Source organism: Paenibacillus sp. ALJ109b (assembly GCF_010747435.1).
GTDB lineage: Bacteria > Bacillota > Bacilli > Paenibacillales > Paenibacillaceae > Paenibacillus > Paenibacillus taichungensis.
Genome location: NZ_JAAIFP010000007.1, coordinates 154,724 through 169,716, shown reverse-complemented (window position 1 = coordinate 169,716; position 14,993 = coordinate 154,724). Strand labels below are relative to the sequence as shown.

Sequence of the window (14,993 nt, the reverse complement as noted above, 5' to 3'; positions counted from 1 at the left end):
GAAGTGAATGCGGAAGTATAACCGTATAGGGTGTATGGTATATTAAAGGAAAGACGTGTTATCCGCATCTTGCCAGATGCGCTGAACGGTAGTAATACATAGCAGCCGGCGCTTAGAAGCGTCGGCTTTCGTTTAAATTAAAGACAAGTCTGTTTTATAAAAGCTAGCTTATAAAAAGGAAAACCGAGAGGAGAATGACATATGAACGTATTAGTAATTGGAGCGAATGGACAAATCGGCAAATTTCTGGTGCAGCAACTGGCGCAGGAAGGGAAACATCAGGTCACCGCGATGATTCGCAAACCGGAGCAGGCAGATGCACTGAAGCAGCTTGGTGCCAATGTCGTAATTGGCGATTTGGAAGGCAGCGTGGATGATCTAGCCGAGGCAATGAAAGATCACAATGCCATTGTATTTACAGCGGGTTCCGGTGGATCTACGGGCGAAGACAAAACATTGCTCATTGATCTCGATGGTGCAGTGAAAACAATGGAGGCTGCACAGCAGCAGGGAATTACCAGATATATTTTGGTCAGTGCGTTTGGCGCAGATCAACGGGAGAAATGGTCGGACGCCATTAAACCGTATTACGTGGCGAAGCATTATGCCGATCGGGCGTTGTTCGCAAGTGATCTGAATTACACCATTATCCGTCCTGGTGGTTTGAAAAATGAACCGGGCACCGGCAAAATCTCTGTAGGAACAAATCTGAAACCGGGAAGTATTCCACGTGAAGATGTGGCTCGTGTCATCGCTGCTTCCCTCCAGGAGGAGAAGACGTATCGAATGGCTTTTGATCTGATCGCCGGGGATGAATTGGTTGAGGATGCCTTTGGTAAATTGTAATATAACGGGAGAATGGAATGACGGAATGAGGGGGAGCTCTGCATGAATGAAGCCGTGCTGGTGATCGAAGATGAGCCCAAAATTGCACGCCTGCTTGAACTGGAATTACAGTATGAGGGATATCAGGTAGGCAAGGCAGGCAGCGGAACGGAAGGGCTGGAGATGTATGGGGACGGGCAATGGGATCTGATTCTGCTGGATATTATGCTGCCGGGTCTGAGTGGCATTGAAGTGCTGCGGCGGATACGTGCCAAAGATGCGACCGTGCCCATTCTGATGCTCACAGCCAAAAACTCTGTGGAAGACAAAGTCTCGGGACTCGATCTCGGAGCTAACGATTACATTACAAAACCGTTCCAGATTGAAGAACTGCTCGCGAGAGTGCGTGCTGCACTGCGCCTGAGTGCTGCATCGGCTACTGCCCCTTCTTCCTCTTCGGTTCCATGGGACACGGCGCAATCATCAGAGCACACGGCGGAAAATGAGACAGGCTGGCTTACCGCAGGTGGATTGAAGCTGAATGAAGGAACCCGTGAGGTATCCAGGGATGGCCAATCGATGGAGCTTACCCCGCGAGAGTTCGATCTATTGGTGTATCTGCTGCAAAACCAGCGCCAGGTGCTGAGCCGGGATCAGATTGTTCAGGCCGTCTGGGGATACGATTATTATGGAGATACCAATGTGGTGGATGTGTATATCCGTTATGTGCGCAAAAAGGTCGATAACGGATTCACACCACCCTTAATACATACCGTTCGGGGTGTTGGTTACGTCCTGAAGGAGCAAGTATGAGCCTACGAAGCAAAATCTACGGATACTCGTCCGTATTGTTCGCCGTGCTGCTGATTGCCGTCAACCTGTCGGTGTATATCGTGTTTGAACGAATGTCGATCGATAACGAGATCAAGCGGGTAGAGGCTGAGGCCGAGTCTATTGTAAAAGGAGTGCGCCAGTCTGCCGGCTCCATTCCGCCGGACGACTTGCTCCGGGCCTACGCGCCGCTGGACGGCATGCTGCGGATCGTCAATGAAGACGGCACCAGCTCCCCGCCGGTGACGACCTCCGCTGAGGAGCAGCTGAGCAAGCTATCCTACAAGTACGAAAGCGAAAAAAAATCCGAGTATACCCAAGTTGAGCAAATCGGTTATGTCTGGGTCTCTGTTCCAGTGATCTGGCCGGACGGAGAAGTGGTGAATCTACAAGTCACCGAGAGCATTGAGGATACCGAGAATCGCCTGTCTGTGCTTCGTACGGTTCTTGTTGCCGTGACCATCATCGCGCTGATTCCGGCCATCATCTCCAGCCGTATTCTGGCGAACCGGATGACACGGCCGATCCAGCAGATGACACGTACGATGAGTGATATCCAGTCGAGCGGTCAGTTCAAGCGGCTTCCGCTCGAAGAAAAATCGAAGGATGAGCTGAAAACGATGGGGCAGACGTTCAACCGCATGATGGATCTGCTTGAATCCAACTTCGAGCGGCAGGAGCGCTTTGTTTCCGATGCTTCTCATGAACTGAAAACGCCACTTACCATCATTGAAAGTTATGCCAGTTTGCTGCAACGAAGGGGTAAGGATCGACCCGAAGTATTCGACGAGGCGGTAGAAGCCATTCTGTCCGAATCCGTGCGCATGCGGGAGATGACCGAGCAGCTGCTATTGCTGGCAAAGCAGCCAGAGCAGTGGAATGTGCAGCTGGAGCGGGTGGATATCACCCGGCTTGCGCTGGATACCACACGTGCATTTCGCGAAGCCTATCATCGGGAAGTCCACTGCGACGATCCAGGCAGGATATGGGCAATTAGCGATGTGAGCAAGCTGAAGCAGCTGCTTTTTATTTTGCTGGACAATGCTCGTAAGTATAGTGGAGATGCCATTGAAGTGCGGCTGGAGGCAAAGGGGCAGGAATGTCGGATACGTATTGTGGATAAGGGGATCGGCATGCGTGAAGAGGATTTGTCCAAGGTGTTTGACCGTTTCTATCGCGTAGATCAGGCCAGAACACGCAGCGGCGGAGCAAGCGGTTCGGGCTTGGGACTTTCCCTGGCCAAAGATATCGCAGAAGCCGTGGGCGCACGTATTGAATTGAACAGCACCGAGGGCAGGGGAACCGAGGCTTCGATTATTTTGCCCACATCCGTACAGAACGGGTCACTCTCATGAAAATCTCATTCTTCTCTTATATACTGGTGAACACGGTACAATTTCGGATCATAAGAGAGTGCGTAAGGGGGAACCATGATGGAAGAGCATGAGGGACGTCCGGAAATGAAACGGGAAAAACAACGACGCAAAGAATGGGCGGAGCCAAGACGTTCATTTTGGTGGGGTGCGGGATTCCTGGCTTTCCTTATCGTTGTAGCAGTCATGTGGTGGAAGCCGTGGCAATCAGACCGCGTGATGTTAACAGCAGATGCAGCGGCCCAATCGGTCTTGGATCAATATCCGGGAGAAATCGTGAATTCCACGTTGAAGGACGGAACCTATATCATGCAGCTCCGCTCAGAAACCGGACTGTATGACGTACAAGTTGATGCGGTTACGGCGACCGTGAATTCCATTAAACGGCTGGAGTCCAACCCGCAAGCCGAGGAGAAGACGTTATGGAGCCGGGAACAGATCAAGACGGAATTGCTGAAACAAACGGATGCCGAGCTCGTGTCGCTTGAACTCGTCGAGCAGCAGGGAAGTCCGGTGTATCTGGCGGCATTTAAGATGAAGGACAATAATCGGGAGCAATGGACCATTGATCCGTATACCGGAGAGAAACAGTCTTCAAAGACGCTAGAATCCTCTTCACCCGACCCGACGACAGGGGAAGGCACCAAGACTTCATTTCTGAGCGAGAAAGAAGCAGAGCAGAAGGCGCTGGCTAGGATTCCTGGTGAAGTGGATGATATCGAACTCCGTGGAACGAATAGTGGCAATCCGTATTATCTGGTTGAAATTGACCTGGAAGACGGCCGTGAGGCCATTGTGCAGGTGAATGCCATTTCAGGCGCGATTCGCTCGGTCACTTGGGATAATGACGAAGATTAAAGGTATAGAAGCCATTCTGTGAGGTTCTCGCTCATCTTCTCATCAAATTCTAATCTAACTCTCGCTGAACTCTCATTCGTACAGGTTATTCTATAACTGTAGACGAGAACGAGAACAAAAACGAGGAGATGAATGATGATGATGAACAAACATAAACTATGGATTGGCAGCTTGTCGGCAGCGGTGTTGCTCGGAGGATCAGCCGCTCTGGCTAGTGGGAGCGTAAACGGACAATCGGTACAGCCTACGCAAACGTCCACTACACAATCAGTAACACAGACCCAGAACACAGGTAAATTGCTGACGGTCGCACAGGCAAAAGAAGTAGCCTTGAAAGCAACTGATGGTAAAGTGGATGATGTGGATCTGGAGCGCAGAAACGGCCAAACGTTCTATGAAGTTGAAATCGACAAAAAAGGTAGTAATGATGTTGTCGTTCGTTTGGATGCTTACACAGGTAAAATCCTTGCAGTAGTCGATGATGAAGATTACGATGACGACGATGATTATAATGGGACTGTGGCAGGTACTTCTTCTAATCAAGCTGCTTCAAAACAGGTTAAACTGACAGAAGCACAAGCTTCGAACATTGCCCTGAAACAGGTGACAGGCGGAAAAGTAACCGAAATCGAACTGGATCATGATAACGGCCGTTATGTTTATGAAGTGGAACTGAGAACAGCAAACGGTGAAGCCGATGTAGACGTCGATGCCAATACAGGCAAAGTGCTTTCGTTTGATCAGGATTTTGACGACGAAGATTAAGAAATAAAGTATATTATAGGGATTTGGCTTGTGTATAACAGAGGACGCTTCGGATGAAGCGTCTTTTTGCTGTTCGCTCCATAAGTTTAGTGTGTAATCGTACATGTTCCGCCGTATTGTTCACTATTCGAGCAGGGGGATCGCGGATACAATCGTAATCAGGAGGTGAGTGCCGAGCCAGACTGAGCAACAGGTGATTTATGAAATGCATCATCGATCGGAGGAAGAAGAGACGTATCGATTTTATTGTAAGCGCTTTATAAATAAATTGCGGAGGTGTATTGTTCTATGAATGAGTATTGGTTGGAAAAGAAAACAAATTCGCATCGCTTCATTCGTCGCCTTTGTTATCTGCTTGCTCTAATCCTGGCGCTACAATCGCTAGGTATGCTGGTCACTCCAGGACAACAGGCTTCCGCTGCTCCACTCAGTGTGACCAATGGGGTACAGTTCAAGGATACGAATGGCAATGTCATTCATGCCCATGGGGGCGGGATGATTAAGGCTAACGGGTACTATTATTGGTTTGGAGAGAACCGCAATCCTAATGGAACGTTCAAGGCGGTTTCCGTATATCGTTCAGCAGATCTGAAAAATTGGGAGTATCGCAATGATGTGCTCACCAGCAGCTCGGCTGCCGAGCTGAACATTTCCAACATCGAACGCCCGAAAGTCATCTATAACAGTGCAACAGGCAAGTATGTCCTTTGGATGCATAAGGAAAACGGGGTTGACTACGGTGAAGCGAAAGTGGCTGTAGCGACCTCAAGTACAGTGGATGGCAATTATACGTATGTGGGCAGCTATCGGCCGCTTGGCTATGATTCGAGAGACATGACGGTATACAACGACAACGGAACGGCTTATCTTATTTCCGCGACCAAAGTGAATGCTGACCTGAATATCTACAAGCTGACTCCAGATTTTCTCGGTGTGGAATCGCTTGTAACGACGCTGTGGCCGGGTCAATATCGTGAGGCACCTGCCATGTTCAAAAAGGGTGGGGCCTACTTCCTGATCACATCCGGGGCTACGGGGTGGAATCCGAATCAGGCCAAATATGCGACTGCTACCAGCATAACTGGCACATGGAGCGGCCTGAGCAACTTTGGAGATAGTACAACCTATGGCTCCCAATCCGCATACGTGCTTCCAGTGGAAGGCTCACAGACAACATCCTATCTCTACATGGGCGATCGCTGGGCTGGCGCCTGGAGCGGGCCAGTGCAGGATTCCAAGTATGTGTGGTTACCGTTGTCTTTCCCTAGTGCAACCAGTCTGGCAATGAACTGGGCAAGCACGGTTACCATCGATGCAGCCACGGGTTCCGTAACCGGAGTGGATACCACTAACGTATGGGACCCGAATGCTTCGTACCAGTTGATTAGTCGCAAAAGTAATAAATTGCTTAATGTCATCGGTGGTTCTTCGGATAATGGTGCCGATCTGGAACAGCGGGCAGACGGCGGAACAACCAGCCAGCAGTGGCAGATCACGGATGCAGGTGGCGGTTATGTCAGAATCATCAACCGATCCAGCGGCAAGCTGATCGGTGTTGAGAATGGCTCTACTGCAGATGGAGCTGTTATTGAACAGTGGAACGATGGTGGCTGGGCCAGTCAGCAATGGCAGTTGGTTAGTGTGGGCGGTGGTTATTATAAATTGAAAAACCGCAGCACAGGCAAGGTGCTTGATATTTCGGGACAATCCTTGGCAGACGGGGCAGCTGCAATCCAGTGGACAGATAATGGTGGTACGAATCAGCAATTCCAGATTGTTAAGGTTCAATAAGGATTTATTGTTTTGTTATCGACATTAATCTCTGGATTGCTAGGCTATCTAACTTATAGATTATTATTAAAAAATAGAGCTGGGATTATTGTGACGTTGATATCATCCGCGTTTATAGCTTATATTTTTATAGATTTATATGCTTTTTTTGGAGTGATAGGAGGGGTGTTGTTTTACCTTTTATTAATAAGAATTTCAACTAAATAAAAAAATAATAATTACCAGGCTTAATTGGTGAATTAACAAAAATTGTATTCTAATTTATAAATTTTGGACCTTTGTTATGCATTTCTTTGTGCAGAGCAAGGGTCTTTTAATTTTTCTTTAACCCTTTCTCTTAATCCAATCTGTGGTAAACTAGTAGAATTGTAGAAATAGTTGAGACAGGGGCTGGATAACGAAGTGAGTGAAAAACAAGTACTGTCAATTGAAGGCTTGCGTATGCGGTATAACGGGCGTTATGTGCTCAATGGGATTGATCTGGAAGTGAATCGGGGCGAGATGATCGGATACATCGGTCCGAACGGTGCGGGTAAAAGTACGACGGTCAAGATTTTGCTCGGACTGGTTGAGGGATATGTGGGTACGGTCCGCATCTTTGGCAAGGATATCGCGGATGGTGACGCGGAATATAAGCGAAGAATCGGTTATGTACCGGAAGTCGCGGAGCTATACGAACAATTAACCCCGGCAGAGTATCTGACCTTTATAGGAGAACTGTACGGGTTGTCCTATGAAGATGCCGATTATAAGGCGAAGCAGTTGATGGACTGTTTTGGACTGGAAAAATCATATCATTCCCGCATTGCTTCCTTCTCCAAAGGCATGCGTCAGAAAGTGCTGCTGATCTCCGCGCTGCTGCATGACCCGGATCTGTTGTTCCTGGATGAACCACTCAGTGGACTGGATGCCAACAGTGTGATGGTGGTAAAAGAGATTTTGACACAGCTGTCAGCCAAGGGCACAACGATATTCTATTCGTCACACATCATGGATGTGGTGGAGAAGATCAGCAGCCGAATCGTTCTGATTGCCGAAGGACGTGTGATGGCGGATGGTACGTTCAGGCAGCTTCAGCAGCAATCCATGGAAGGCTCGCTGGAGGAAGTATTCAACCAACTGACGGGCTTCAATGAGCATCGGGCAATTGCCGAACGTTTTGTGTCCATCGTGCAGGAGGTGTATTGATATGGCAGAATCCTCGGACTTCCGCACGCTGAAGATTCTGGACCGTTTTCGGCCTATTATCGCCAAAACAGGGGCGGATTATGATGTACTGCGTTTGATTCTACGGGTGAAGTTTCAGATGGATCAGCGCAGGGTGCCGACGGTATTGTCAGCGCGTAATGGCAATAAGAAGCAGAAAGAAGGCAACCTGTATCTGCGTTCCCTCTGGTTGTATGCACTGATGGGGCTGATTATGGTTCCTTTTGTTGTCTGGGATACGGGACACTTTATGCTCCAGATGGGTCTAGTGACCGCCATGCTGATGTTTATGATCATGACCTCCATGATCTCCGATTTTTCTTCGGTACTGCTCGATATTCGGGATCGTAATATCATCATGACCAAGCCGGTAAATGGACGCACTGTTGGCTTGGCTCGTGCCATTCACGCAGGGGTTTATTTGCTGCTCCTGACAGGCTCTCTGACGGCTGCGCCGCTGGTAGCCGGATTGATTGCCCACGGGATCGGCTTTTTTCTGCTTTTTCTGGTGGAATTGGTGCTGATTAATATGTTAATTCTGGTGACCACGTCCCTGATCTATCTATTCATGATGAAGTTTCTGGATGGCGAGAAGCTTAAGGACATGATCAACATGATGCAAATCCTGCTTTCCATCGGGATTGCCGTAGGTTATCAGCTGGTCATACGTTCGTTCAGCATCATCGACTTTAATATGGTGTTCACGCCTGCTTGGTGGCAGTTACTGCTGCCTCCTGTATGGTATGCAGCGGCTTTTGAGCTGCTGTTCGGTGGCGGGGGAGATGCCTGGCTGTATACTTTCTCGGCGCTTGCTGTGATCGTTCCAATGGTCAGTCTGTTGGTGTACGTGAAGCTGATGCCTTCCTTCGAATTGTATTTGGAGAAAATGGCACACGCAGGTCAGGCCTCCGGACGAAGACGTGGGAATTGGGATCGCATCATGGCGAGGGTATTCTCTCGTTCGAGAGAAGAGCAGGCGTGCTTTCGTTTGTCTGCCAGTATGATGCGAAGTGAAAGGGAGTTCAAGCTGAAGGTATACCCTTCGGTTGGTTTATCTTTTGTATTACCCTATGTATTCTGGTTCACCCAATTGCAGAGTTCTTCGTGGGCAGAATTCAGGGAAAGCTCCTTCTTTTACACGCTATATATTGTGCTCATGCTGATTGTGTCTGTTGTGACCATGCTGAAGTATTCCGGGCAATATAAGGCGTTTTGGACCTTCCGGGCAGCCCCTCTGGCCAACGAGAATGTGCTATATAGTGGAGCGCTGAAGGCTTTCTTATGCAATATGTTTCTACCCGTATTTATATTGAACGCTATCATATTTGTGTGGACCTTTGGGTTAAGAATTCTTCCTGATCTGGTCGTAATATTTTTGGTGGCAACTGCACTTATCCCGCTGTCTGGAAAGCTGTTGATGCGAAAACCGCCGTTCTCCCAATCCTTTAGTGTGGCCGGGCAGAGTGACGGCTGGCTCGTCTTTGCCTTCTTTCCACTCATGGCATTGTTATGGGGACTACATGTATTCATCCGCACCATACCAGCAGGCATTTGGATCTATGTAGCGCTCCTGGTGGTGATTAATATGCTGTTCTGGACGATGCTGCATCGGGTGAAGCGGGCCTCTGTAATGGTTGAAGGTTAAAGCGGGCGGTAGCAGGTTGAGGTTGCCTGTGAAGTGTAGAAGATGTATATGTGAAGAAAAGTTGATTATAGCCAATCCGTTTTCTTGATGACCCGGATTGGCTTTTTTACGTTTTTTTCTAATTCTTTATGTGATGCGCTGATTTTTAACTATGGAGAAAATGATATGGCGAACTGTAACAGTGATCTCGCTTCTGGAATAATTAACGAGCCGCTAGTAAATATGCAAAATCGGTATATGTTAAGCATGGGGTTTTCTGCTTTGCAGGACAGCTTCTGCCAGCTGATCGGCTGCATCCGCCGTGGAGAAGGCAGATTGCTCTGCTATCGCATAGACCTTGGACAGCGTGCCCGCAATCCCCGCCACCTTTTGGCGGATCAGGTCGGGCCCTGCGCCCTCCAGCTCGTAGGCGGTGCTAATGATTCCGCCTGCGTTGAGCACATAGTCAGGCGCGTACAGGATGCCGCGCGCCTGTATGCCGCGAACAACCAGCTCCCGATGGCTGAGCTGGTTGTTCGCCGCCCCGGCAACGATGGAGCAGCGCAGCTCCTCCACCGTTGCCGGGGTCAATACGCCCCCTAGGGCACAGGGGGCGAACACCTTGCAGTCAGCGGCGTGAATATGGGCCGGATCGGCCGACATGGCGCCGCTGAACTGCACAAGAGCACGTTGTACACGTTCGGGTACAACGTCTGCCACAATCAGCCGTGCCCCGGCTGCATGCAGGTAACGGCACAGGGCATAGCCGACCTTGCCCAGTCCCTGGACGGCAACGGAAATGCCCTGCAAGGCGTCGATGCCTTGGTGACGGAGCGATGTCACAATGCCAGTGTATACACCGTAGGCGGTCATCTCGGCTGTGAAATCATCTTGCGCGCCAAGTGACCCGGTCGTATCTGTCACATGTACCGTCTCCAGCCGGATCTGGTCCATATCTGCCGCCGTAGTGCCCAAATCCAGGCCTGTCACATAACGTCCGTTCAGTCGTTCCAGATAGCGGCCTAGTGAACGGAACGTTTCGGCACGCCGGGAAGCTAACGGGTTGTTTTTGGATGTCGTATCTAAACCCTTATCTAATCCGTCCGATGTATCCTTGCCTTTAATGATGTTCGTATGGGGTCCGACATCCTGTTTGCCTTTTCTGGGATTCAGATTGTTGTCTGGGCTGGCATCACCCGATTGGATGACCAGTTCGGCGGGCACATCCCACACCACAGCTTTGCCCCCGCCATAAGGCAGACCGGAGACTGCCGACTTGTATGTCATGCCCTTTGCGAGTTTGATGGCATCCCGAACCGCTTCTTCCTCCGATGCATACGTCCAGCAGCGGCATCCCCCAAGTGCGGGACCCAGTACTGTGCTATGGATGGCGATGACGGCTTTAAGCCCGCTGTGTGAATCATGGCAAAATATGAGTTCTTCCATACCTTCCCGCTCCATTTCGTGCCACAACTGCATGACAGTTCCCCCTTTTGGTAGCCGTCGTTTTCCGAACCTGTTTGCCTGTACGCCTCAATCTACCTGCTGTTGGTTCAGCATATTCAGTCAAGCCGATTTTCGCCCCTGGGTCTCAGGCCGGGTTGATAATGCGCAGAAAGGGCTCTATAATGGCAGTTCCGGCAAGGAACTGCAGTCCGATTTACGTTCCACCGTTTAAAATGACCGCATAACGTCCAATGATGGAGATAGAGTAAATACACAGAAGCGTAAATGACATGCAGAGGAAGCGGAAAGAAGGCGTGCAACAAACGGCCCATTCCGTTGTGAAAGTCAGGAAAGAGGGATTGCGATTGTTTAAAATATTGGTATTTATCTTTTTGATCCAGATTGTGTATGTATCTGCCTATACGCTTCGGATGATTCTGACGCTCAAAGGACAGAAATATATTGCTGCGCTCATCAGTATGGGCGAAATTGTGATCTACGTACTCGGTCTGAATCTGGTACTCAAATATCTGACCCAGCCATCTGCGTTAATTGTATATGCCGTTGGTTATGGGCTGGGGGTATTGCTGGGTGCTTGGATTGAAGAGAAGATTGCACTCGGTTACGTTACCGTTAAGGTTATTTGTAACCAGATGGGTGGGGATGTAGCGAATGCCTTGCGGGATAAAGGATACGGCGTCACTGCTTGGGTTGGTAGTGGACGAGATGGAGATCGGCTGGTTATGGAGATTTTGGCGAAACGAAAAAACCAGAAACTGCTGTATCAGACGATTCTGGAGCTTGATCCTAAAGCATTTGTCATCACCGTTGAGCCCAAACAGTTCCATGGCGGGTTCTGGACACGTTCCATCAAAAGATAAATTGTGGCAGGGCTGCAGCAGGTGCAGTCCTGCTTTTTTAGTTGTAAATATAATCAGTTGTTTCAGATAAATTATCATTCAAAGTAGTTTCGGCTAATTGAATAATACGCGGGTTTCTCACCGTTTTTATCAATAAGAGACACTTGTAGCAATTCTTTGATTGTTTTGCGGATCGTCATTTCGGATTTATTTAAAATTTCAGCCAATTCTTTGATGGTCAATCCGTTTTCTGTAACAAAGAAATGGTTTTGGGCCAAGATAAACATGATATTGCGATATATAGCATCTTTATCTTTGAGTCTGTAATCTTTAGATAATTTATTCTCAGTAATTTTAAGTAATTCGATTTTTTCTTTTAACTCGCCACTCATTTTGCTAAGCGTTTCCAGAATTATTTCAAGGAAGGATTCAATAAAACAATTCATTTCGCCCCGACTCTTAATACTGTTTGTAATCTCGAAAGTCTCTAGATACTTGTTCCTATACGTATTGCACCCTCTAGATAGAGACAGTGTACCGATCTCACCAAGTACCTCTATCAAATATAAGCTGCTAATGAAGCGAGAACTCCTGCCATTACCGTCATAGAATGGATGGATATAACCAAAGAAATAATGGCCAACAGCCACTCTTATAATCAGAGGAATGTCGTCATGAGTGTTCATAAAGTTTAATAAATGTTCTATTGCACGATAAACTTCTTTTTCTGGTGTCATTCCCTGGTGAATAATCTTTCCGCTCCCCGATTTTTTATAAATATAGGTTGCTTCTTCTCTGAAAATTTCGCCATCGGGTAACTCGCTCGAGTCAATCTCACCATTTGTAATTTCATCATAGATTTGTCTTATATCTTGGGGTGAAACGGGGTACTTCATTTCCTTGTTTAATAGAGCCAAATAAGATTTAATCATACTGTCAAACCTATTTTTAGATTTTCTTTTTAATTGAATCTCTTTCGTGCTTCTTGCGATCTCTTCACGTGAACTCCTTACTCCTTCCAAATCATTGGTATTGTATAGTTCTTCTACCAAGCACTCATTAATAAATTGGTGTTGCGCTACCGTAGGGAGCTGTTCAAACGTTTTCTGAAACTCTCGAGATATGAGATGGATATTGTTTACGAGGGTTAACAAGTGGTTAGTGGGAACATAGTAAAGCTCATAATTATTTGGCTGGCTCATTGGTTTTATTTTTAGTCCCGTATGGACTGTTGACTCATAATTGAATCTTTGTTGATATGTAGTGTTAAATTCACTAGCACTTTTCTCATGATAAATTTTTTGAATATACCTCATTCCATCACCTCTTTTCTATAATTAAAGAGATTTTTACATATAAAAAGCGAAATGTACATATCTATTTATAAAAATGAGCTTATTTTTATAAATAGAATGAAGAGGTGGAGTGGTTATTTATCATTTATAACCTTTATGTGGGCACCGCATGAACATCTGCCGTGGCCATTTTTTTTAATTTTGACTTCTTTACTACAGGAAGGGCAAGTGACATACATTGAATGAACACCTCCAGGATATTCTTAGTTTAGACTTGAATAATAGATAATATTCTCACTAAATCTCAAGTAATCGTTCAATTATGGTAGAAGGGCCCTATACATAAGTTAAGTACGTACGATGCCAGGTTGCATACGGTACAATCCCTGAAGATAAGATCACATATACATAGAATCTGAGATAAGGATTATTGTTGTAATCGCTTCCAACATTTACATTGAGGACATGTCCTTCGTGACATGCGATGGCAGAAATGGACGGACGTAATCATTATCATTAGGGAGGAATGGTTTTATGAAAAGCAAAATTCGAACATGGTGCAGTGCCGCACTGGCTCTGACGTTGGGCTTTACTCTATTGTCTGGACCGACAAGTGTACAGGCAGCAGGCAATGCAGATTACAATCTTACAGGTTTCTCCCAAGGGAATGCGGGTGGAGGTGCCATCAGCGAGTCGGACACGTCCAAGTATAAGAAGGTATACAATGCAACGGATCTCGCTGCGGCGTTGAAAAAGAACTCTGGTGTCAAAGTCGTCGAGATTATGAACGACCTGAACCTGGGATGGAACGAAATTCCGAGCGCTGCACAGACATCTCCTTTTGCCAAGCATAATGATGCTCTGACTCATCCTGTATTGAAGCAAACGGGTGTCAGTAAGCTGACGATTGACAGCTTCAATGGCCTGACCATTTTCTCAGCCAACGGTGCCAAGATCAAGCATGCAGCCATCAGTGTCAAACGCAGTTCCAACGTTATTATTCGCAACCTCGAATTCGATGAATTATGGGAATGGGATGAAGCGACCAAAGGTGACTATGACAAAAATGACTGGGATTACATCACTCTTGAGGAGAACAGCAACGTATGGATTGATCACTGTACATTCAATAAAGCCTATGACGGGCTTGTCGATTCGAAAAAAGGAACAAGCGGTGTGACTATCTCCTGGTCCCTCTTCAAAGGGGATGACGGCAGCTCAAACAGCTGGGTTACCCAGCAGATTAACGAGTTGGAGGCGAACAAGGCTTCCTATCCGATGTACAACTACCTGCGTAGCAGCGCGGTTGGGCTCAGCAAAGCCGATATCATTGCCATTTCATCCCCTCAGAAAAAAGGTCATCTGGTTGGTTCGACCAGCTTCGAATCGGCCAATGCCAATCTGTCCATGACCCTGCACCATAACCTGTACAAAGATATCCAGGATCGCATGCCGCGTCTGCGCGGAGGCAATGCACACGCCTACAATATTGTGATGGATGCGACAGGGGCACGTGCAGCCAAATCCAGAATCACTTCTGCGATGGCAACGGCGATTTCGTCCAAAGGGTATCATTTTGATATCATTGGCAACGGAGCTATTTCCACTGAAGATGGTGCAGTGCTGGTCGAAAAATCGGCGATCAAAGACGTACTGTTCCCGGTCCGCAATAATCAGACGGATCCGGCCGATGCAACGTATACCGGTAAAATTAAGGTGACTGACACGATGTATTCTCTGGATGGAAGCTCATTCCGTGGAAACAGTGATACATCCGGCAGTCCGCTCAGCCCGGTTCCGGCCGCAGTGAAAGCTTTCTCCTGGAATGGATTCTCGGCACTTCCTTACAGCTACACTACCGATGATCCAGCGACGCTGAATGCACGCCTCACCGGTTCAAGCGGAGCAGGTGCCGGCAAATTATCCTGGTCCAAAGACAATTGGCTGAAGACGAGTTACTAGGCTGTAACAGGAGTTAGGTATTTGGAATCGAGTGGAGAGTGGCCGTGATCTATAGTGGTTCCTGACCACTTCCTCTTTTTTTCATAAGCAAAGAGTGCTCCTGCAGCCGTAATGGCCGGGAGCACTCTTTTTGTGGAACAGGGAGTCTAGTTCCTTT

12 protein-coding genes are annotated in these 14,993 nt (G+C 47.7%); 10 read left to right on the top strand and 2 right to left on the bottom strand.

Going from position 1 to position 14,993, the window contains the following annotated elements; all coding sequences use genetic code 11:
* Positions 1-201 precede the first annotated feature (201 nt).
* From G3352_RS08380 to G3352_RS08345, 8 genes are all read left to right on the top strand, one after another.
* Complete coding sequence (locus G3352_RS08380) at positions 202-846, top strand: SDR family oxidoreductase (protein WP_163755640.1); 645 nt, start codon at positions 202-204, stop codon at positions 844-846.
* A 42-nt stretch (positions 847-888) separates the two neighbouring features.
* Entirely contained in the window at positions 889-1,638 is a 750-nt protein-coding gene (locus tag G3352_RS08375) for a response regulator transcription factor (RefSeq protein WP_163755638.1), read from the top strand.
* Positions 1,635-3,011 (top strand): sensor histidine kinase, encoded by a 1,377-nt coding sequence (locus G3352_RS08370; RefSeq protein ID WP_163755636.1) that lies wholly within the window; start codon positions 1,635-1,637, stop codon positions 3,009-3,011. The genes G3352_RS08375 and G3352_RS08370 overlap by 4 nt, the downstream gene beginning before the upstream one ends.
* Before the next feature lie 78 nt (positions 3,012-3,089).
* The gene (locus G3352_RS08365) at positions 3,090-3,887 is read left to right on the top strand and encodes a PepSY domain-containing protein (RefSeq protein WP_163755634.1); all 798 of its coding nucleotides are present in this window, start codon (positions 3,090-3,092) and stop codon (positions 3,885-3,887) included.
* Positions 3,888-4,025: 138 nt separating this feature from the next.
* On the top strand, positions 4,026-4,652 hold the full coding sequence (locus tag G3352_RS08360) for a PepSY domain-containing protein (protein ID WP_163755632.1): 627 nt from the start codon (positions 4,026-4,028) through the stop codon (positions 4,650-4,652).
* Between the two features lie 288 nt (positions 4,653-4,940).
* Entirely contained in the window at positions 4,941-6,443 is a 1,503-nt protein-coding gene (locus tag G3352_RS08355) for an RICIN domain-containing protein (RefSeq protein ID WP_163755631.1), read from the top strand.
* Positions 6,444-6,845: 402 nt separating this feature from the next.
* Positions 6,846-7,631: an ABC transporter ATP-binding protein gene (locus G3352_RS08350; RefSeq protein WP_063568220.1), complete on the top strand. Its 786-nt coding sequence runs from the start codon at positions 6,846-6,848 to the stop codon at positions 7,629-7,631.
* A 1-nt stretch (position 7,632) separates the two neighbouring features.
* A complete protein-coding gene (locus G3352_RS08345) occupies positions 7,633-9,294 on the top strand; it encodes a hypothetical protein (protein ID WP_163755629.1) in 1,662 nt (553 codons plus the stop codon).
* 240 nt (positions 9,295-9,534) lie between these two features.
* Here the strand turns inward: G3352_RS08345 and G3352_RS31410 are convergent, their stop codons facing one another.
* Entirely contained in the window at positions 9,535-10,752 is a 1,218-nt protein-coding gene (locus G3352_RS31410; RefSeq protein WP_163755627.1) for a Glu/Leu/Phe/Val dehydrogenase family protein, read from the bottom strand.
* Between the two features lie 332 nt (positions 10,753-11,084).
* Between G3352_RS31410 and G3352_RS08335 the strand changes: the two genes are divergently transcribed.
* Positions 11,085-11,600 (top strand): DUF2179 domain-containing protein, encoded by a 516-nt coding sequence (locus G3352_RS08335; protein ID WP_053782622.1) that lies wholly within the window; start codon positions 11,085-11,087, stop codon positions 11,598-11,600.
* Between the two features lie 74 nt (positions 11,601-11,674).
* Here the strand turns inward: G3352_RS08335 and G3352_RS08330 are convergent, their stop codons facing one another.
* Entirely contained in the window at positions 11,675-12,895 is a 1,221-nt protein-coding gene (locus G3352_RS08330; protein ID WP_163755625.1) for a Fic family protein, read from the bottom strand.
* 513 nt (positions 12,896-13,408) lie between these two features.
* Here G3352_RS08330 and G3352_RS08325 point away from each other — a divergent pair.
* Positions 13,409-14,836 carry a pectate lyase family protein gene (locus G3352_RS08325; RefSeq protein WP_163755623.1) on the top strand — a complete coding sequence of 476 codons (1,428 nt, stop codon included), beginning with the start codon at positions 13,409-13,411 and terminating at the stop codon, positions 14,834-14,836.
* The last annotated feature ends 157 nt before the right edge of the window (positions 14,837-14,993 follow it).

Bases quoted from the DNA above. Each gene is read 5' to 3' on its own strand.
- G3352_RS08380 (WP_163755640.1), top strand. From the start codon at position 202: ATGAACGTATTAGTAATTGGAGCGAATGGACAAATCGGCAAATTTCTG.
- G3352_RS08375 (WP_163755638.1), top strand. From the start codon at position 889: ATGAATGAAGCCGTGCTGGTGATCGAAGATGAGCCCAAAATTGCACGC.
- G3352_RS08370 (WP_163755636.1), top strand. From the start codon at position 1,635: ATGAGCCTACGAAGCAAAATCTACGGATACTCGTCCGTATTGTTCGCC.
- G3352_RS08365 (WP_163755634.1), top strand. From the start codon at position 3,090: ATGGAAGAGCATGAGGGACGTCCGGAAATGAAACGGGAAAAACAACGA.
- G3352_RS08360 (WP_163755632.1), top strand. From the start codon at position 4,026: ATGATGAACAAACATAAACTATGGATTGGCAGCTTGTCGGCAGCGGTG.
- G3352_RS08355 (WP_163755631.1), top strand. From the start codon at position 4,941: ATGAATGAGTATTGGTTGGAAAAGAAAACAAATTCGCATCGCTTCATT.
- G3352_RS08345 (WP_163755629.1), top strand. From the start codon at position 7,633: ATGGCAGAATCCTCGGACTTCCGCACGCTGAAGATTCTGGACCGTTTT.
- G3352_RS31410 (WP_163755627.1), bottom strand. From the start codon at position 10,752: ATGCAGTTGTGGCACGAAATGGAGCGGGAAGGTATGGAAGAACTCATA.
- G3352_RS08330 (WP_163755625.1), bottom strand. From the start codon at position 12,895: ATGAGGTATATTCAAAAAATTTATCATGAGAAAAGTGCTAGTGAATTT.
- G3352_RS08325 (WP_163755623.1), top strand. From the start codon at position 13,409: ATGAAAAGCAAAATTCGAACATGGTGCAGTGCCGCACTGGCTCTGACG.